Annotated in this window: 17 protein-coding genes and 1 tRNA gene; 7 read left to right on the forward strand and 11 right to left on the reverse strand. The window is 39.6% G+C overall.

Annotated elements, in window-relative coordinates; genetic code table 11:
- Positions 1–2 precede the first annotated feature (2 nt).
- Together HMAT_RS16025 and HMAT_RS16030 are read left to right on the forward strand one after the other, a co-directional pair.
- Positions 3–1373 (forward strand): FGGY-family carbohydrate kinase, encoded by a 1371-nt coding sequence (locus tag HMAT_RS16025; RefSeq protein ID WP_104383841.1) that lies wholly within the window; start codon positions 3–5, stop codon positions 1371–1373.
- A gap of 341 nt (positions 1374–1714) precedes the next feature.
- Positions 1715–2752, forward strand: a complete 1038-nt coding sequence (locus tag HMAT_RS16030; RefSeq protein ID WP_104383842.1) for a GntR family transcriptional regulator — start codon at positions 1715–1717, stop codon at positions 2750–2752.
- A gap of 151 nt (positions 2753–2903) precedes the next feature.
- On the opposite strand, the gene HMAT_RS16035 is transcribed toward HMAT_RS16030, so the two are convergent.
- The 10 genes from HMAT_RS16035 to panC all read right to left on the reverse strand — a co-directional run bounded on the left by HMAT_RS16035 (position 2904) and on the right by panC (position 13284).
- Positions 2904–3476, reverse strand: coding sequence for a DUF4136 domain-containing protein (locus HMAT_RS16035; protein WP_104383843.1), 573 nt, complete (start codon positions 3474–3476; stop codon positions 2904–2906).
- A gap of 265 nt (positions 3477–3741) precedes the next feature.
- The gene (locus tag HMAT_RS16040; protein ID WP_104383844.1) at positions 3742–5385 is read right to left on the reverse strand and encodes an NAD+ synthase; all 1644 of its coding nucleotides are present in this window, start codon (positions 5383–5385) and stop codon (positions 3742–3744) included.
- 871 nt (positions 5386–6256) lie between these two features.
- Positions 6257–6856, reverse strand: coding sequence for an FKBP-type peptidyl-prolyl cis-trans isomerase (locus HMAT_RS16045; protein WP_104383845.1), 600 nt, complete (start codon positions 6854–6856; stop codon positions 6257–6259).
- 58 nt (positions 6857–6914) lie between these two features.
- A complete protein-coding gene (locus tag HMAT_RS16050) occupies positions 6915–7565 on the reverse strand; it encodes an FKBP-type peptidyl-prolyl cis-trans isomerase (protein ID WP_104383846.1) in 651 nt (216 codons plus the stop codon).
- Between the two features lie 68 nt (positions 7566–7633).
- The gene (locus HMAT_RS16055) at positions 7634–8290 is read right to left on the reverse strand and encodes an FKBP-type peptidyl-prolyl cis-trans isomerase (protein WP_104383847.1); all 657 of its coding nucleotides are present in this window, start codon (positions 8288–8290) and stop codon (positions 7634–7636) included.
- 75 nt (positions 8291–8365) lie between these two features.
- Positions 8366–8833 (reverse strand): DUF255 domain-containing protein, encoded by a 468-nt coding sequence (locus tag HMAT_RS16060; RefSeq protein ID WP_104383848.1) that lies wholly within the window; start codon positions 8831–8833, stop codon positions 8366–8368.
- A gap of 40 nt (positions 8834–8873) precedes the next feature.
- Entirely contained in the window at positions 8874–11315 is a 2442-nt protein-coding gene (locus HMAT_RS16065; RefSeq protein ID WP_233789384.1) for a TonB-dependent receptor, read from the reverse strand.
- Positions 11316–11588: 273 nt separating this feature from the next.
- The gene (locus HMAT_RS16070) at positions 11589–11951 is read right to left on the reverse strand and encodes a hypothetical protein (RefSeq protein ID WP_104383849.1); all 363 of its coding nucleotides are present in this window, start codon (positions 11949–11951) and stop codon (positions 11589–11591) included.
- Between the two features lie 109 nt (positions 11952–12060).
- Positions 12061–12411 (reverse strand): aspartate 1-decarboxylase, encoded by a 351-nt coding sequence (panD, locus tag HMAT_RS16075; protein WP_104383850.1) that lies wholly within the window; start codon positions 12409–12411, stop codon positions 12061–12063.
- A 24-nt stretch (positions 12412–12435) separates the two neighbouring features.
- Positions 12436–13284 carry a pantoate--beta-alanine ligase gene (gene panC / locus HMAT_RS16080; protein WP_104383851.1) on the reverse strand — a complete coding sequence of 283 codons (849 nt, stop codon included), beginning with the start codon at positions 13282–13284 and terminating at the stop codon, positions 12436–12438.
- Positions 13285–13432: 148 nt separating this feature from the next.
- Here panC and HMAT_RS16085 point away from each other — a divergent pair, with 148 nt between their 5' ends.
- From HMAT_RS16085 to uvrC, 4 genes are all read left to right on the forward strand, one after another.
- Positions 13433–14251 (forward strand): glycogen/starch synthase, encoded by an 819-nt coding sequence (locus HMAT_RS16085; RefSeq protein WP_104383852.1) that lies wholly within the window; start codon positions 13433–13435, stop codon positions 14249–14251.
- A gap of 326 nt (positions 14252–14577) precedes the next feature.
- Positions 14578–15057 (forward strand): 2-C-methyl-D-erythritol 2,4-cyclodiphosphate synthase, encoded by a 480-nt coding sequence (gene ispF, locus HMAT_RS16090; RefSeq protein WP_104383853.1) that lies wholly within the window; start codon positions 14578–14580, stop codon positions 15055–15057.
- Positions 15058–15360: 303 nt separating this feature from the next.
- The gene (locus tag HMAT_RS16095; protein ID WP_104383854.1) at positions 15361–17631 is read left to right on the forward strand and encodes a transglycosylase domain-containing protein; all 2271 of its coding nucleotides are present in this window, start codon (positions 15361–15363) and stop codon (positions 17629–17631) included.
- Between the two features lie 175 nt (positions 17632–17806).
- Entirely contained in the window at positions 17807–19618 is a 1812-nt protein-coding gene (gene uvrC / locus HMAT_RS16100; RefSeq protein ID WP_199768683.1) for an excinuclease ABC subunit UvrC, read from the forward strand.
- A gap of 50 nt (positions 19619–19668) precedes the next feature.
- Here uvrC and era read toward each other — a convergent pair whose 3' ends face one another.
- The gene (gene era / locus HMAT_RS16105) at positions 19669–20547 is read right to left on the reverse strand and encodes a GTPase Era (RefSeq protein WP_104384041.1); all 879 of its coding nucleotides are present in this window, start codon (positions 20545–20547) and stop codon (positions 19669–19671) included.
- Positions 20548–20662: 115 nt separating this feature from the next.
- On the opposite strand from era, the gene HMAT_RS16110 reads away from it, so the two are divergent.
- Positions 20663–20735, forward strand: a tRNA-Met gene (locus HMAT_RS16110).
- Positions 20736–20800: the final 65 nt, after the last annotated feature.

Raw genomic sequence — 20800 nt, forward strand, 5'->3', positions numbered from 1 at the left:
GAATGAAGGGGAAACCAATACCAGTAGTTGCCATATTCGATGTTGGGAAGACAAATAAAAAGTTATTTCTCTTTAATGAGCAGTACCAGATTGTTTTTGAAAGATCTGCTCGTTTTTTAGAAACTACCGATGAAGATGGCGATAGCTGCGAGAATCTAGAGAGTTTACGTTTATCAGTCTTTGACTCATTGCACGAGGTGTTTCGAAAAGGCGAGTTTGAAATCAAAGCGATTAATTTCACGTCATATGGGGCAAGTTTCGTCTACATTGATAAAGATGGCAGGCCTTTAACGCCATTGTATAATTATTTAAAGGAATATCCGAAGAAATTATTGGAATCCTTTTATGCACAATATGGCGGAAAGGATAAGTTTTCATTAGAAACGTCATCCCCAAGCTTAGGGAGTCTGAATTCTGGTCTACAGATCTATCGTTTGTTAAAGTTAAAATCCGCGCTATTTCGGGATGTTAAATGGGCGTTGCACCTTCCGCAGTACCTGAGTTATTTAATTTCAGGCCAAGCATATTCCGATATGACAAGTATAGGTTGTCATACTGCACTCTGGAATTTTAAGCAAAATAATTACCATCAGTGGGTTCTTGATACGGGTATCATCCAAAAGATGGCACCTATCGTGCAGGGAGATCAATTGTTCAGGGCAACGTTTCCTGGAAGTGGTTATCTGGTAGGTAGTGGTTTGCATGACAGTTCTTCGGCTTTGATACCTTACTTATTGAATTTTCATGAACCCTTTGTATTGATCTCAACGGGTACTTGGTGTATTTCATTCAATCCATTCAATGATGAGCCATTGACAAAAGATGAACTGAATGAAGACTGTTTACAGTACATGACTTTCACGGGTAAACCTGTTAAAGCTTCACGGCTCTTTGCCGGTTACGAGCACGAAGAACAAGTGAAGCGTATTGCGAACTTCTTTCAGGTCTCAACGGGTAAGTTCAAACAGATTGCTCTGCAATGGAATATCATTGAAAAATACCAAGCATTAGATATTTCAAATGAATTGTCTGCTTTTTCATCGATTGATTTGAGTCACTTTGATGATTATACCGAAGCTTATCATGTTTTTATGATGCATTTGGTAAAAGCGCAGATAAAAGCAACATCCTTAGTCTTACAGAACAAAGGCGTTCAACGCATATTTGTGGATGGTGGATTTAGCCGTAATGTCATCTACATGACGTTATTGGCACAAGCCTTTCCAAATAGTGAGGTTTTTGGAGCATCTATGGCTCAAGCAACAGCGCTTGGGGCGGCATTGGTCATTCATGACCATTGGAATACCCAAGCGATGCCAAATGATATCATCGAATTACGCTATTTTAGAGCCAAACAGCAGCCATATGCATAAAAAAATTGTTTAGTGAAAATAAGAATTTAGTTTTTTTATTAGTTATCGTGAGAGGTCAGGCAATTCGTTGTCTGGCCTTATTTATTGGTGTATATATTCTATCGTTCCAGCATGAACCTGCTATTAAAATAAAAAAAGGCTTCCAAACGGGGAGAATGAAAACCTTTTTATTAAACCTAAAATTATGAATAATTATATTAATTATTATATGATATGTAAAGTTGTTAAATTTTAATGGTTCAGCTGTCCTGAACTGTTATTAAATAATTGCATTGTTGTATATTGAAAGCCTGTCTATTCCCAAGTAAAATTGTTAAATTTAGTTGTTTAGAATCTATAAAATGACCAATTCCGTAAATCAGTTCCTTAAAACATTGGAGATAAGTGATTTCTCTGCTACCCCTAAATATCAGCAACTGGCAAATACCATTATAGATGCTGTAAAAAATGAGATATTGGTTAGGAATGACATGCTGCCTTCGATCAATGAACTCAGTACCTACCTAGAGATATCGCGTGATACAGTTGAAAAAGCATATCGGTATTTGAAGAAAAATGATATTATTGCATCCAATCCAGGTAAGGGGTATTATATCAACAAGACCGATGTACAGTCGAAACTTAAGATTGCCCTTTTTCTCAATAAATTGAGTGCACATAAAAAAATTGTTTATGATTCTTTTGCTAGGGAACTCGGAGACTTCGCCAACCTCGACCTATTTGTTTATAATTCGGACTTATCGTACCTGAATAATCTATTGGGAAGCTTGACCAAAACGTATGATTACTACGTCTTATTTCCACATTTTAAAGAGGGGAGAGACAAAGCGCCCGACATCATCCGCAAGATCCCTACAGATAAACTGATGTTATTGGGCAAATTCATTGAGGACGTACCTGGGGATTTTCCTGCGGTATATGAAAACTATGAACACGATATTTATTCCGCATTGGAGGAAGCCAATGAGGTGCTTAGTAAATATAAAAATCTGAAACTGGTATTTCCGGACTATAGTGATTTTCCTAAAGCCATTATCAAAGGATTTTACAAATTTTGTCAGCAGTATGCTTTTGGGCACGAACTAGTGTCCGATATCGATGAAGAGAACGTAGAGAAGGGAACCTGCTACATCAATATTATTGAAGATGATCTCGTGAAATTGTTGAACAAGGTTATTCAAAATAAACTGGTCATAGGAAAAGACGTCGGAGTCATTTCCTATAATGAGACCCCATTGAAGAAATTTATCCTGAATGGCATTACGACAATATCTACTGATTTTGAAATGATGGGACGGCTTGCTGCTGAACTGATTATGAACAAATCGAAGGAACGCGTCGAAGTACCATTTTACTTGAAATTGCGGCCATCAGTTTAAGACTGAATTTTTTATACCTTTTAAAGAGTTGTAATCCGCTCATGAAACAGAAAAGTGTTTGCTCGGAACTGATCAATTAAGAGTACTTAAAAAGCAAAAGGCTGGTTTACTAAACCAGCCTTTTGCTATATGGGAGTTGTAAAAACTCCGTTTATTTCTTTAATGTTTTTACAGGAAACAAATCAATAACTCCCGTTGCGACCTTGCTGATATTATTGATCGCTTTTTCTGGATTATCGACATCACCTGAACCCCGCGCTTGCCAGATCACCGCATTTGTTTTGCGGTCGATCGCTTCGATAATCAAGTGGCCGTAACGATAGCGTTCCTTTGCAACAGGATAATATCCACCACCGTAATAGTAAGGGGAAAACCAAGGTCTGTACCAGCCCCAAGGACCGCCCCAGCCATAGTATCCGCCGCCACCATATACCAATCTGCTTTTGTTATTAACTATTGTAATATAACGGAATAAAAGGTCGGGATTATCTTTTGAATACTGGAGTCCCTTCGCTTCCAGTGCAGCATTTGCCGCATCCAAAATATTAGTTTTGGCAATATCATTGTCAAAATAAGACTTTGAAAGCGAGTCTACCGGCGGTAGCCAGGCATACGTCTTGAAAGGAGTAAAATCCATCTTCTCCACCCGTGTGGTATTGTATTGGTAAGACGAACATGATGCCAGCGCAACGCAGAGCACCAAAAATAACAGAATCTTTTTCATCGTAGTAATTTGTTTATTAACTGTGATGAATCTATCATGAGCAGCTTATTTAGCTTTTTAGCTGTAAATCATGATGATTTCATGGCCTATATGGAACTTATATTTATTTAAATTGTTTTAAACTTTCTTAACTATTTGCTTTGGCGGCCTCTACGCCAACCAAAGCAATTATTATGGCAATTCATTTTTGTGCTGTACAGCACCGATTTTAATCTATTAATGTTAGACAAAAAACTATAAATATGGTTTAATGCTAATTGTAAAATTAATACGGATATTTTGCTACCAGTGGAATCTGTCTTCCCGTACCAAAAGCCTTGGGGCTGACCCGGAGGATTGGCGGGGCCTGAAAGCGTTTAAATTCAGCATTATTCAGCAATTTACTTACTCTTTCTACTAACGCTTTTTCGAAACCCATCGCTACAACTTCGGAGCCGCTCTTTTCATTCTCAATCAATTCATATAGGATCTTATCCAGCAGGTCGTACTCCGGCAGGGAATCCGAGTCTTTTTGATCGGGACGCAATTCGGCTGAGGGGGCCTTCTCAATAGTGTTGACCGGAATAATTTCACGCTCCCGATTGATATAACGAGCCAGTTCATAAGCGCTGGATTTATAAACGTCGCCAATAACCGAAATGGAGCCCGCCATGTCCCCATACAAGGTGCCGTAACCAACAGCGGCCTCGCTTTTATTAGAAGTATTTAATAGGATATTGCCAAACTTGTTCGATATGGCCATCAAAACAACAGCACGTGCACGTGCCTGTATATTTTCTTCGGTGGTATCAGGCTTCAAGTCTTCGAAAAGCGGAGCAAGTGTATTTTCATATGCTGATGCAATATCTTTAATGGGGACGATATGGTGTTTGCAGCCGGTATTGGTCACCAGGTCCATTGCATCTTTGATGGAATGTTCTGAGGAATAGACAGAGGGCATTAAAATTGAAAGGACATTGTCCGCACCAAGCGCTTCACAGGCCAGCGCAGCAACTAAGGCTGAATCTAATCCACCTGATAAACCTAACACCGCTCTTTTGAAACCTGATTTTTGGAAATAATCACGTAACCCTAAAATTAATGCGTCATGGATCAAGGCAATCTCTGTTGCAGGATCTTTTGTCGTTGCGGTGGTTGAAGTGATATTTCTCTGATGATAGGTGATATACTGTAGGTCTTCTTCAAATCGTTTTAATTCAGCAACCTTTGTTCCCTCTTTGTTGAACGCAAGTGATCTGCCATCGAAAATAATATCCATATGTGCGCCCACTTGGTTGACATAGATCAGTGGGCGATTGGACTTCTCGACCTGAAGGGAGAGCACTTTAACGCGCTTTTCAAAATGTGTGTACGAGAATGGCGAAGCTGCAATATTGATCAGCAGATCAGGGTTCTCTTTTCGGAGTTCGGCCATAGGGTCACCTACGTAAGAGTTACCACCCTCATCGTCGTCCCAAAGATCTTCACATATGGTCAGGGCAATTTTTACACCGTTCAATGCGATGCAGTCAAAACGCTTGTTGGGTTCAAAGTAGCGGTATTCATCAAATACATCGTAATCTGGTAATAAACCTTTTTTTACAATATTTCGAACAGCTCCCTGTTCGATAAATACGGCAGTATTGTAAAGCGCTTTTCCTTCGGGATCGCTGTTTGTGACAGGCGCACCGATGATACAGGCTATGTCTTGGCAGTGGGCTGCAATCTGGTGGATAGCTTCGTTGCACTGTTGTTTAAATACGTTACTTCGCAGCAGGTCTTTGGCCGGATAACCTCCGATAGCGAGTTCTGCAAATATGATAAGATCAGCCGATGCTTCTTTGGCTTGGTTGATGGCTTGAATTATTTTTTTTGTATTTGCTTCAAAATTGCCAATATGGTAATTCAATTGTGCTAAAGCTATTTTCATCCTGTTTATTTTTCCAATTTATTAGATCGCAATTGCCGTATAGGAAACCCTGATAGTTCCCTGTCTTTTTACGCACATCATTAAATGTTGTATATACTGACAAAAACTGTTACACAAATTTATTCCTTTTTATTGAAAGTGTTTTGTTTATTGATATTGTTTTCTAAAAGAATTCAGGCTTTCATTGTCCTACTTATTTTTTTCTTAAAAACTCCCATATAATTTTTTGACTCGGAAGACTGTTATGGTCTACCTGATTTATCAAATCTTGACAACACTGCTTCAAAACGCGTTTAAAAGCATCTCAATGATTTTTTTTGTGCACTATTCGCTATGATTGTATCTTTCTGTTAATTTTATTTCACAATTAGTGTCACCCAAACAAAGTCACTAGCCTGTTACAATTTGCTAAATTGTTTTAACATAATTTTAACAACGTTAAATGCTGTTAAATTTCTTGACATGAAAGGGAATGTATGTTACCTTTGATATATCAAAACAGAAAGATATATACAAAATAATATATAAAGAACTTTTCATAATTTAGGTTAATAATTGGTTAGGTAAAGCTCGGAGTTCCCCACTTCGAGCTTTTGTTGTTTAAAGCTTTTCTATACTGGTCGCACATGAAGCTTTCGTTCGGCTGGATTCCTAAGTCGGGAAATGCACTTATTGTTCTAGTTTGGGTATATTATTTTGAGCAGATTGCGGGTTCCTATTTTCTGGTAGCGAAGGAAAAATATAATGCTGTGTTATTCGATAAGATATGTTGATTAACGGAGGGAAATAGAAAACGCCTAAAGTCAGAATTTGCTTTAGACGTTTTTACGTTTGTATTTTATGAATATTGTCGTCTCTTTGTTGGAGGATCTTATTTAATGTCTACGACTTCGATAACAAAATCCAATGGAGAATTAGCTGGTATTTTGCCCATTGCTAGACTCCCATGTGCCCATCTGGAAGGTACTATAATATGGATCTTTGAGCCTTTTTGAAGCCCTTTTTCGGTTAGCCCGCCTAGTTTCATATCTCCAATCCTCTTTGGTGCAAAGGCGAATGTCCAGGCCGGAATAATGGTGCTGTCGAAGGGATATTGATAGCCTGTATTCGTTCTAATGTTGAAGGTTGATGTTTTTCCTGCTTCCGTTTGATCAAAGATATTCCCATTCAAAAGTTTTCCTACATATTTTACAGTAGGTGAAAATTTAAGATGTTTTGCATTTAGTGTATCTACTATTTTATAGTTATAGTTACCCGTTCCCGTGACAAGCATCTCATACCAAATTCCCGTTTCTGTATCATACTGTGCATCAGGAAACTTGCTGTCAACATAATTTTTAAGTAGGACGGAATCCGTTTTAAATTGCTCAGTCGCATCATAAATTGGGATATCGTCGTTTTTATTGCAGCTAACATTCAGCAGAGTGAGGGCTACTATTCCTAAAAATAAAGGCGATAAAAACTTATTCATAGCATAATTAATAGGTCTTCAAAACTTTTTTTGAAGACCTATTGTGTTTTTTGAAAGACTATTTATTTTTAATATCAACAACCTCAATTGTAAAATCTAAAGGTGATTTAGCTGGAATCGAAACGTCTGAAGCGGAAGAGCCTTGTTTACCCGTATCACCGTAAGCCCAAGGAGACGGGGTAATAATGCGGATTTTAGATCCTTTTTTTAGACCTGTTGGTGTAATTCCTCCCGTTGGAATATCCTTGCCATTATACGATATGGATTTCGGAAGAAATGCGATCTGCCAAGCTGTGATAACGCTAGATAAATTCAATGTTGCTGTTTTTCCCTCTTCGGTTTGTTGGAATATTGTGCCACTAGGAACGAGTTTACCAATATATTTTACTGTTGCATCAGGTGCAATAATTCCACCATTGGAATTAAATGAATAGGTGTATGAGCTCTCCTCTCCAGTTACTAAAAGCTGGTAGGCTAGACCTAGAGAATCAATATATTGTACATTCTGAAGCTGGTTGTCTGCCACATATTTTTTGATAATAGGAAATTGTTCTTCAACTCGCTTATTGTTGATGGAATCCTGAATGCGCTGTTTTTCCAGTTGTTCTCTTTCCCAAGCGGCATAGTCAAAATTGTCTTTGTTACAGCTAGCAAAAAAGATGGAGGCCAGTGTTAGTCCAAAGAGTAGAATAGAAAGTAGTTTTTTCATGGTATTATATTAATTTTCATGAAGAAGCCATTCTCGGTATGAAAATGGCTTCGTTAAATAGTATGTTTTTAGTTTGAAGTGGCTTTTTCAATGTTCACAACTTCGATCTCATAAACTAATGGAGAATTAGCGGGAATCGATGGGCCATCACCAATTTTATAATCTCTATTATCAAATCCCCACACAGAAGGTGTGGCCAATTTAATTTTGGAACCTTTTTTTAGACCTTTAGGTAAAAGTCCTAATAATTTTTTCTCAGCTCCATTGCTGTTAATGGATTCTGGAACGAATGCAAAGAACCAACATGCACCAAGAAATTGTCCTTGTGTTGTTTCATTATAAGTAATTCTTAAATCAGAATAATTGGCTGGTGTTCCTTCTTTTGTTTGAGCGAATACAGTCTTATTGTTATCCATTAACTCGCCTTTATAGTTAACACTGATTTTAGGAATACCTGTAGTATAGTCGAATGGATCTCCAGTTCCCTCATTTAAGACCTCATACCAGATTCCAATAGAGTCAGAAGAAAATTTCGGATTTGTAAAATTTGCGGCAGCATAATCTTTTATAGCCTGTGCCTGTTGTTTTTTTGTTTTATATTGTCTGATCTGTTCCTGTCTGATCTTTTCGTTTATAGCATCATAATCGATGTTATCTTTGCTACAAGATGCGAAGATCATTCCCAGACACAAAAATGCCATTAAAAATTTCGTGATATTTTTCATAATTTCTTAAAGTGTGTATTAATTATAAAACTCCAAACGCAGGTTCATTTGGTTTCGCTACACAAATATGTTAAATTATTCTAAAAAAACACCTAACTCTTTTGAATTCAGATATTTTTGTTGTATGTTTTTTAAGCGAAATTCGCTGTCAAATCGAAGGATGCTCGGGAAAACCATTTGTTTCCCCTGCAATAGCAGTAGCGCCAAAGGATGGTACTGGCCGGTTTTTTTTCTATTCGATTTAGCTTTCCAGATGCTTTGGTCAAAGTTGATCTCCGCCACCGATTCCGCATCCAGACTGACTGCATAATAATTTTTATTGATCACAGTGACAAGATCCTGCTTGGTGAATATTTCCTGCTCCATCTTCCGGCAATAGCTACACCAGTCGGTATGGATAAAAATAAGGGTCTCCCGCGGTTCCACTGCAAGTAATGAATCGAGCTGTTCAAAACTGACCCAATTTATCCGCTCCTGCCCAAAATGGAGGAGCGGATAAAATAATGCGATCAATAACATGCTTATTTTCCGGCAATATTTCATTGTTTTTTTATTAGCGTCTATTTCTTCCAATGGCAATCTCTTAATGAAAGTGGCCGATCCGGAGTCCAAAGGTGTATGTACGCGGTCTTGTTGGTCCGTAGATGTAATCTGAATCCCGTAAAGCGCCTTTGTCAAAATCCTTTTGAAAAGCGTTGAACATATTCTGGACGCCACCAAAGAATTCAATGCTGAAATCCTTGTGTACAGGTAGTGTATAGCCCAGCCGTAGGTTCAATTCAACAAAATCTCTTGCATTTTTTAAGGTCATGATATCTTGCTGGATATGGGGTACAATCATTTTACCGGTGTATACTCCCGTCAAGTCGACTGCAAATCGTTTTGTTGCTTTCAGGTTTGTATTCATATAGCCATAGATATTGGGCGTACGGACATATTTCTTTGTCCAGATATCATGTGCATCCTCTTTGCCCTCATAGATCAGCTGATCTTTTTTATAACGCGAGCGTTGGATTGTTCCTCCAGTCTGAAAGGAAAGCCAGGATGAAGGTGCAATATTGATTTCGATGTTAGAACCATACACGCGCGCGCCTTCACCATTCTGCATCTCCTGAATGATCAGGCCGTCTTTTTCTGAGGCCATGATATTGACAAATTGGTTGTTGAGGTCCGTGTAGAAACCTTCGACAAGTAAGCTTGTCTGTACATTCCCAAAATTTTTATTATAACTAAAAGATCCCGTGTAAGCATTGGAGTATTCGGTTTTTAAGTTTTCACCGATTAAGACAAAAACCTGATTGCCGCCAATGGAGGTCACGTGCATGTCTTCATTAAAGGCTTGTGGCGCCCGAAAACCACGTGCGTATCCCCCTCGGAATTGCAGGTCTTTCGTTATATCGTAGAGAACCGTTAGCCGTGGGCTAAAAGTGCCAAAGCGCTGATCCGAATGACGGTTTATTCCTGCCAGGCTATATTTTCCGTCAACATAGGTATAATCGTATCGGGCACCGATCAGTGTTTTTAGTGTTTCAAAGGGTTTCCATTCGTATTGGGCGTAGGTTCCTAATCCTTTGTTCTGCTGATCGATAGTGCGCTTGTATCCGGGTATTTCATCCTGTGTATCATTGTAGGAAAATTCTACACCAGCAGTAAATACATCCTTTTCAAAATTGTAGGTGTATTGACTTCCCACAACTAACGCGATGTCGTTTGTCTTTCCATACGAATTGGATGCAAGTGTACTGTCTGCGAGCGTAGTTCCGCCACCAAGACCGCCATAATAGCTGTCACGTACGGTTTTCTGAACGGAACCATAAGCCGATAATTTGTGTTTGTAATCTTCGGAATAATGATCGTAGGTGATTCCGCCAACAATGGAGCTGGTTTGCAATTGCTCTGTGATCTGAGTCAGGTGGGGCGCTTTATCAAGCTGATCTCCACCCCGACGGAATTCATTGACTGTGCTAAAATCAATGGTAATTTTATCCAGATCGCTCGGTTTGTAAAATACCTTGGTGCCAAACGTAGTATTTCGAAGCTTGGTGATCTCCGAAAATCCATCGCCATTGGCGTCGTAAGATTCCCTATTGCGGTGCATGCCATAAAATGTTGCGCCGGTTTTTAAGTCCTCTGCCACAAGAGAGGTATTGAAGTCTACCGTATTGTCCCAGCTTTTGCCGCCGATTAATGAATTGGTGGATTTTACCTGCCAGTCGTTCTCGACAGGGTCCTTCGTAATGATATTGATGGTTCCGGCGATGGCATTGGCTCCGAATAGTGCTGAGCCACCGCTACGGACAACTTCGATCCGGTCAATCATGCTGGTCGGGATCTGATCCAATCCATAGACACTGTTTAATGCCGAAAATACAGCTCTACTGTTGATTAATATCTGTGAATATGGTCCTTCAAGACCATTGAGCCTGACCTGCGAAAAACCACAATTTTGACAGTTGTTTTCCACCCGAACACCAGGCTGATAATTTAATGTCTCTGACATTGCGACGGATTGTGTCGCATTGAATAGTTTTGGGCCAATGACATTGACCACAACCGGTGCATCCTTGCGTTTGACACCGTAACGCGTAGCCGAAACGACAACCTCGTCGAGATTGAGGTTGTCTTCCTCAAGCTGGATCTGAAGCGGTGATTTTAAGGTGTCCAAACTGATCACTTTTGTCAGTGAACGATATCCTACAGCGGAAATATTTAAAGTTACTTTGGGCGTAGTCAGGCTATTGAGTTTAAAGTGTCCATCAGCATCCGATGTTGTGGCTGATTTGCTGTTCTTTATGGTCAATGTGCCAGAAGCAATGGCTTCACGGTTTTTATTGAATAAATATCCCTCCAAAGGTGATTGTGCGTATATGGTGGATGTGCCGGCTAATAGTGTAGCCAGCAACGTATATTGCTTTAGCATTTTTATAAGATTGAGTATGAGTACTTCGTATTGATATCTTCGTCCTAAAGGCTTATACTCTTTTATATCGCATACTTTTTCGCTATAGACAGGGCTGACGCTCATTTTAGAATTTTGCCTGTCAGCTGTATCATATAATAGTGACTATATATCTTAGCCGTAAGATGTACAAAGATCTTTGGACTGCAGGTCATTCGCCCGCAGCCATTCTACCATTTACTTTTAATCATTAAATATCAGTACGTGGTTTTTGTACACGGGTGCAAGCCACGATCTTGATCTAGGTTGTCGATCCCAGAAATAGCGCGATAGACAAATGCCAGCGGCCTTGCCTGATGTTATTTCACAGGATGTACGTAGATTAAAAAAATAAATGTTTTATGCGAAGCGGGGAGGCCCTCGGAGGTAATAGGGGCTGCTTGTGGCGGTTGTAACTTCTGGACAGATGGAACGATAGTCTGTGGTCTGAATTTCCTTTGGTATAGGAAGTTCGAGAACTAGGAATTCGGTCTGAACATAGTTGTTTTGATAGATGACATTCAGATAATCAATCTGGTCATCGGTTTCTTGAGGTTTTTCTTTCTTTGTGAAATCATAGGGGTGCGTGTGCATCACGATTTCCCCAGTTGATTTTACCTCTTTGTGCATGAAAATAACACCCGAAAGAATAATCAGTGACATCAAAGCCAATTGGAATGATGCGATAAACTGACGCAGATTTCTTGTTATTTTTAATTGCATAAAAAAGCGCCACTTGATAAAGTAGCGCTTCAAAAATACGATTTTTATTTAGCAGTATATAAGTATACCTGATAAAATTATTATTAAGTATTGTGCATGTAGCTTAATACTATCTGATCAAATGGTTGTTGTCGTCCGGGAATACTAAAGACGGTTTAAACTGCTTTGCCTCCTCAAAGTCCATTGTTGCATAAGAAATAATAATAACGATATCGCCGACCTGTACCAAACGTGCTGCAGCTCCATTTAAACAGATCGTGCCCGATCCGCGTTGTCCGGGAATCACATACGTTTCCAGGCGGGCCCCATTGTTGTTATTTACGATCTGAACTTTCTCGTTAGCGATGATATTTGCAGCATCCATCAAATCTTCATCTATCGTGATACTACCCACGTAATTCAATTCCGCCTGTGTAACTTTCACGCGGTGGATCTTGGATTTCATTACTTCTATTACCATGGCGCAAAGGTAAAATTTTTTTTATTAAGCTAACGTCATATTATCAATAAGACGAACGCCTTCCACCCAGGCTGTTACCAGTGCAACATACTGTTTGCTGGCATCAATTCGCTCAACTTCTTTTAAAGAGTTGCTTTCACAGATCGCAAAATATTCGACTGTTAATCCTTTTGTTTGTGTTAAAATAGCGAGGGCCTTCTGTTTAATTTCTTGTAGGTCAATGTTGTCTGCAAGATGATCTTTCACATATTGTAACGAACGTGAAAGCGCGAGGGCTTTTGTTTTTCCTTCTTCGCTCAGGCGCATATTTCGGGAACTTAAGGCTAAGCCGTATTGATCCCTGATTATTGGGCAGATCGCCAATTGAATTGGAAGATCCTTGATTTCGATCATACGCTTGATGACCATCACCTGCTGGAAATCCTTTTGACCAAAACAGGCAATATCGGGTTGTACTAATGTAAACAATTTATAGACTACCTGTGTTACACCCTGAAAATGGCCTGGACGTTTTTCTCCTTCCCAGATTTGATCCAGTTCGCCAAGGTCAATATGCCAATTTTCATCCTTGTCAGGATACATTTCGTCTACACTTGGCATAAATAAAATGTCACAATCGGCGGATTCCAATAGCTTAATATCATTTTCAATTGGACGCGGATATTTTTCAAGATCCTTAGGGTCGTTAAACTGCGTGGGGTTGACAAAAATGCTACAAACACGAATATCACTGATGGGTTTCGCATAATCTAATAACGATAAATGCCCTTCATGAAGTGCCCCCATGGTGGGGATCAAGGCTATCTTTTTACCTGCCGAGCGTGCTTTTTGGAGATGTGCTTGGAGCGATGCTTTCGTTTTGAAAATTTCCACTTTGCTGAATAGTTTTTTGTTCGCAAAGTTGCATATTATTTTGGGAATATAAAACGATGATTGATAGTAAATTGCATGGTAAGTATTTTTTTTGTACCTTTGTAGACCGATTTTACTGTTCGAAAATAATAAATAAAAATAACTGGAGATGGCAAAAACGAAGATATTGTTTATTACTCACGAGATGTCGCCTTTCCTCGAATTAACCAAAATTTCTGAAATTACACGTCAACTGCCTCAAGCGATGCAAGAGAAGGGTTTTGAAATCCGGATCCTGATGCCTCGTTTTGGGAATATCAATGAGCGTAGAAATAGATTGCATGAGGTGATTCGTCTTTCAGGCTTGAACATTGTTGTGGATAATAATGATAATCCGCTAATTATTAAGGTAGCTTCACTGCCTGCAGCTCGGATGCAGGTGTATTTCTTGGATAACGAGGACTACTTTCAGCGTAAAAAAGTTTTTAGTGATGAGCATGGCGAATTCTTTGCAGACAATAATGAGCGTTCGGTGTTCTTCTGTAAAGGAGCGTTGGAAACTGTTAAGAAACTAGGCTGGTCGCCGGATGTAGTACACTGTCATGGCTGGTTCTCTGCTTTGGTACCTGCTTACGTGAAAACAACGTATAAGGACGACCCTACATTTAAGGATGCAAAAGTGATGTATTCTTTGTTTAACGAAGAGTTTAAAGGCACGTTGGGCTCAAAGTATGCTGAAATGGCTCCAGAAGGTGCTTTTAAAGCTGAAGACGCGCAAGTGTATGGTGATGGTAGCTATGAAGCAATCTATAAAGGCGCGTTGCATTTTACGGATATGGTGGTCGTAGCTGATGAAAACGTCAATACGGAGATTGTTGATTTTGCCAGATCCAAAGACATTCAGGTTTTTGAGCCTAACGGTGATCAGGACTACGATGCTTTTGGAGAAGTGTATGATCAGTTTGCGCCTGAAGAAGTGGAAGCATAGATCCATTTCCTTAAGGGTTGAGTAAAACAAACAGACAATAAATTATAACAGAGGGCTATTTCCAACGAAATAGCCCTCTGTTATTAGGATTATACCGCTATTGATAGCCAATAGTTAAAGCGGAAGATCGCGTCTGATGCTAAACTCCATTTCAAAATATCAGCTCTAAAATGTTATCTTCGTAGCAATGAAAGCATCGTGCTTGCTAATCTAGCTTGCAAAGTAAATAAATGAACTGAGGATGGATCATCTTTTACAGAACAAACACAGCAAAACGAGCTTATTTATTACGTTGAAAAGCGTGTTCTCTTAATTTAATAATAATAATGAAAATCAAGGTAGGATTTGGGTTTGATGTCCATCAAATAAAGGCGGGGCATCCATTTATTGTTGGTGGTGTACATTTGGAGCATCATGCAGGAGCTTTTGGTCACTCAGACGCTGATGTATTGGTCCATGCTATCTGTGACGCTATTTTGGGTGCCGCAAACCTGGAAGACATCGGTTATCACTTTCCCAATACAGATATGCGGTGGAAAGGGATCAGTAGCCTGTTGCTGTTGAAAGAATGTATGAAATTGATTCAGGCAAAAGGATATCAACTTGGCAATATTGATGCGATGCTTTGCCTTGAAGCACCTAAAATAAAGCCCTATATTCCACAGATGAAGATTAAACTTGCTGAGGCTACAGGTCTGGATACAGATGATATTTCCATCAAAGCGACCACGAATGAAACAATGGGTTTTATCGGCAGGCAAGAAGGTGTTGTTGCTTATGCCGTCTGTTTAATAGAACGGGTATAGCATCATCATCAACTTGGTAAATGGAAACATTTTCATGTTTTCATGCACACTTTTGAATGAATTAGTAATACCTTTGCCATGAAGCATTCTTTGGCACATTATCTGATAGAGTGGACATTAAAATCATATTGAAGTCTATAATAAGAGCGAATAGCGAAATATCCAATTAAAAAAGATAAACACGGATCAAAAAAATGGATATCCCATGTAGCTTTTAAAAAAAACAAAATGCTGTAGATTCATAAATGCCAGATAAAAAAAAGCATAAATGAATAATATTTGCACATGAAATTTAGTAAATAGATGAAGCGAGTATCAAAAAAAAATCAACTTACTGAAGGCGATATAAAACGATATACGTTCAATTTTTGGAAGATCATTATCGGCATTGTAGCCTTGGGATTTCTATTTATATTGAGTATACGCCTTGGAGTATTTGGAAAATTGCCTTCGTTTAACGATCTGGAAAATCCAAAAAGCAATTTAGCGTCTGAGGTCATTACGGAGGATCATAAAGTATTAGGGACTTATTATGTACAGAATCGGTCGAATGTGAAATACAGCGAACTATCGCCGTACCTGGTCAAAGCATTGGTATCCACAGAAGACAAGCGCTTCTATGACCATTCCGGAATAGACTATTCCCGTACATTTACGGTAATATTTCATACCCTGACCGGGAATAAGCAAGGGGGAAGTACGATCACACAACAGCTGGCACTCAATCTTTTTTCTGATGGCCGTCAAAAGAATTTTTTAAAACGTATTATTCAAAAGTTTCAGGAATGGATCACAGCTGTGCGTTTGGAAAGAAACTACACGAAGGATGAAATTATCACGATGTATTTTAATACGGTGGATTTCGGGGCATACAATACATTTGGGATAAAATCTGCGGCGCGTACTTATTTCAATACTACACCAGACAAATTGACAGCGGATCAAGCAGCACTATTGGTTGGTATGCTGAAAGGACCAGGTGTATATTCGCCAGTGCGTTATCCTCAGAATGCGACCAAGCGGCGTAATACCGTCTTAAATAATATGGTGGCCGCCAATTTTATTTCTGCCGAAGAAGCATCGAATGCGAAGGAGAAACCACTCGGACTGGAATTGAAAATCGCAAACTACGGTGAAGGGCTAGCACCTTATTTTAGGGCTGTATTGAAGGATCAGATTAAGAAGGAATTTGCTAATCTTAAGATTGTTAAAGCTGACGGGACACCTTATGACTTAGATCGCGATGGATTAAAGATCTATACGACTATCAATATGTCCATGCAGCAGTATGCTGAGGACGCGCAGAAAGAATGGATGAAGCAGCTGCAATCGAAGTTTTCGGCGCAGTGGAAAAATAGAGATCCGTTCAAAGGCGATAAAGCGAAGTTGTTGATCAGTGGAATGAAACGTTCTGATCGTTATCGGATATTACGCGAAGAAGGATTAAATGACGATCAGATCAAAAAAGCGTTCAATGTGAAAGTTCCGATGAATATTTTCACCTGGAAAGGCAGTAAAGATACCATGATGACACCAATGGATTCCATTAAGTACAACAAGCTCATGCTGCGGAATGCAATGATGTCTATGGAACCAAAAACCGGGCATATTAAGGCTTGGGTTGGCGGAATTGATTTTGACCACTTCAAATATGATCAGGTTAAAATGGGGACACGGCAGGTAGGGTCTACAGCTAAGCCATTTACCTATGCAGTAGCTATCGACAACGGTTATTCGCCTTGTTATAGTATTCCGAATTACCAACAAACATACAATGGTTGGACGCCAAGAGGAAATGCACAGGGTGGGAATCCGATTACTTTGGCGAAGGCATTAGCTTATTCACAAAACTTTGCAACAGCTTATCTCGTACATGAAGTGGGGGCTGCGGAGGTCGCTGCATTAACCAAACGCATGGGAATAACGAGTGACGTGCCCAATTATCCTTCCATTTCCTTAGGTGCCTACGAAGCATCTGTTTTTGATATGGTTGGTGCTTATTCTGCTTTTGTTAACCAGGGAACCTGGATCGAGCCAACAGCCATTTTACGTATCGAAGATAAAAATGGGACGCCCATCTATGATAAGGCGCCGAAAGTGGTGAAAGCCCTGAATAGCGAATCCGCTTATATTATTGTTGATATGCTGAAAAAAGTTGTATCTCAGGGTACAGCTCGACGTATTCAGTGGAAATACAACCTCACCAATCCGATCGGTGGTAAAACAGGTACAACCAATGATAACTCTGACGCCTGGTTTATCGGTATTACTCCGGAACTGGTTACAGGCGTCTGGACGGGAGCTGAGGATCGCGGAATCAGTTTTGACCGGATGGAATATGGACAGGGGGCTGCCGCAGCTATGCCAGTCTTTGCCTTCTTTATGCAAAAGGTTTATAAAGATTCAAATTTGAAATATACAAAAGGTGATTTCGAACAGCCACAGGGTGGACTTACCCGTGTCATTGACTGTAACCAGTATTGGGGCGGTGGCGGCTCTGATGTCGAAGACGGATCTACAGACTCAAGCAGCAAGGATGAACCCAAATTAAAGGATGATCGTTTGGGGTTTTAATCTGAATATTAAGGTGTTAGAATTGGGTGTTGAGATTTTGGTTGGACAAGCCTGCGGCTTACATGCTGTCTTCGTTTTCTTATTTCGACTTTTCAGCTGTGAATATGGAGACTTTGTGTTGATAGCCTATGGCTTATAAGCTGTCTCCGTTTTTTACTTTTTAATTTTTAAAGTTTTGACATTTGACTATAGAGAAGAATTAAAGAAAATACCTCATCGACCAGGGGTCTATCAATATTTTGATAAACACGATGAATTGATCTATATCGGTAAGGCGAAAGACCTGCGTAACCGGGTAGGGTCTTATTTTGTCAATGAAAATCAATTGAACGGTAAGACCCGTGTTTTGGTCCGTAAGATCAATCGTATTTCTTTTACTATAGTAGATACCGAAATTGATGCTTGGTTGCTTGAGAATTCATTAATCAAGAAGCATAAGCCAAAATACAACGTCATGCTCAAGGATGACAAGACCTATCCATGGATTGTCATCAAGAACGAGCCCTTTCCCCGTGTTTTTTGGACAAGGCAATTTATTAAGGATGGTTCCCGCTACTACGGACCATACCCTTCTGTAGGTATGATGCACATTGTACTGGACCTAATCCGCGAACTGTTTCCGCTGCGGACATGTAATCTGGCGCTTACACAGGAGAATATCCGAAAAGGGAAGTTCAAAATCTGCCTCGAATATCAGATTGGAAACTGTAAAGGGCCCTGTGAAGGATATCAGTCTGAAGAAGATTACGATCAGAACCTAAGTGACATCAAGGATATTTTGAACGGTAAAATTTCCGTGGTCACCAATAGATTAAAGGAAAGCATCGCAGCAGCGGCAGCTTCACTTGATTTTGAACGGGCACAATTGATTAAAGCCAAACTCGATAAACTGGATAATTATCAGAGCAAATCGACCGTGGTCAATTCTTCGATAACCAATGTGGATGTATTTAGCATTGCCTCAGATGAGGGGTATGCCTTTGTCAATTATTTAAAGGTAATGAACGGCGTCATTATTCAGACGCAGACCCTTGAAATGAAACGTCGTCTTGATGAGAGCGAGCAGGAACTACTTTCTCTGGCCATCCCCGAAATACGTGAACGGTTTAAAAGCCTGTCGCGGGAGATTATTGTTCCGTTTGAATTGGATATCGAGGAAAACGAACGGATAAAATTTACAATCCCTAAATTGGGGGAGAAGAAAAAGCTGCTGGAGCTATCCCAGAAAAATGTAGCTTTTTTTAGGAAGGAACGCCTGCTACAATACGAAAAACTGAATCCTGACATTCGTACCGAACGTATTTTAAAACAGATGCAGAAGGATCTTCGTATGAATGTGTTACCACAACATATCGAATGTTTTGATAACTCCAATATCCAAGGAAATTATCCTGTATCGGCTATCGTGGTATTTAAAGATGCAAAGCCTTCCAAAAAAGATTATAGACATTTTAACGTGAAAACAGTGGAGGGACCAAACGATTTTGCGACCATGGAGGAGGCTGTTTTTAGACGATACAGGAGGTTGTTGGATGAAGATCAATCCTTGCCGCAATTGATTATTATCGACGGTGGTAAGGGACAGTTGGGCGCTGCATTAAAAAGCTTGCGCTTACTGGGAATAGAACGTAAGGTAACTGTCATCGGTATCGCTAAGCGACTGGAAGAATTGTTCTATCCCGGAGATCAGTATCCACTCTATTTAGATAAGAAATCTGAAACTTTAAGGATTATCCAGCACTTGCGTGATGAGGCGCACCGCTTTGGGATCACCTTTCACCGTAATCAACGCAGCCGCAAGACTTTTGTGTCTGAATTGGAAAACATACCCGGGATCGGGAAAACAACGGTGGAAAAGGTGCTGACCGAATTCAAATCTGTTAAACGAGTAAAGGAAGCTTCGGATGAAGACCTAAAAAAAGTGCTTAATCTGAAACAGATTAAAGCACTCCGTGTATATTTTAATGAAACGAGCTTATCGAACTAAGGCTTGTACAACCAGAATATCAAGACTCAATACTATCTACTAAGTACTAATTAATCGTCGTAACCAAAACGCTTGAGGTAATTCTTTTTGCTTCTCCAGTCAGGAATTACCTTAACGAAAAGTTCAAGGAAAACCTTTCCGTTAATAAATTCTTCAATATCCTGGCGGGCATAGGTGCCTACTTTTTTGATCATAGCTCCCGCTTTACCGATGATAATGTTTTTTTGCGAATCGCGCTCAACAATGATTTCGGCGGCAATACGCGTGATATTTGCTTCTTCTTTGTAGGAAGTAACAATCACCTCTGTACTGTAAGGAATTTCCTTGTCATACAGTTTGAATACTTTTTCACGGATCATCTCGGAGACAAAGAAACGCATGGATTTGTCCGTTAGTTCATCTTTTTCGTAGTAAGCCTCATGGATAGGCAGCTTATCTTTGATGTATTGCATGACAGCAGATACATTATGATCCAATTTAGCCGAGATAGCGAAGATAGTATCCGGATTTAGCTTTTCTTGCCAAAATTCAATTTTGGCTTTTACCTCTTCTTCAGATGATTTATCTATTTTGTTGATCAGGACTGCTACTGGAGAATTCGTTTTACGCAATTTTTCCAATACGTCATTCTCGTCGTATTTCTCGTGGATATCGGTCACAAATAAAATAATGTCGGCATCAATAAGCGATCCCTGGACAAAGTTCATCATTGATTCCTGTAGAGAATAGTTTGGTTTGATGACGCCCGGTGTGTCGGAAAACACAATTTGATGGTCTTCATCGTTTACAATACCGATAATGCGGTGTCTTGTCGTTTGCGCTTTGGGTGTGATGATAGACATCTTTTCACCTACTAAAGCGTTCATTAGGGTGGACTTACCAGCATTTGGCTTTCCGATGATACTTACGAATCCTGCTTTATGTGACATTTTTCTAAATTTTATTAGGATTACAAAGAAACAAAATATATCTTTGTACTCCAATTCGGAAGGATCATAATCTTGTTTTTTCAAAAGAAAAAAGCAATTTTGTTCAAAAATATATTGCGGGGTGGAGCAGTTGGTAGCTCGTCGGGCTCATAACCCGAAGGTCACTAGTTCGAGTCTGGTCCCCGCTACTAAAGGAAAGAGCCGGTTGCAATGGCCGGTTCTTTTTAAAGAAATTAAAAATACATTGCGGGGT

Origin of the sequence: Sphingobacterium sp. HMA12, assembly GCF_002933815.1 — a bacterium.
Taxonomy (GTDB): Bacteria; Bacteroidota; Bacteroidia; order Sphingobacteriales; family Sphingobacteriaceae; genus Sphingobacterium.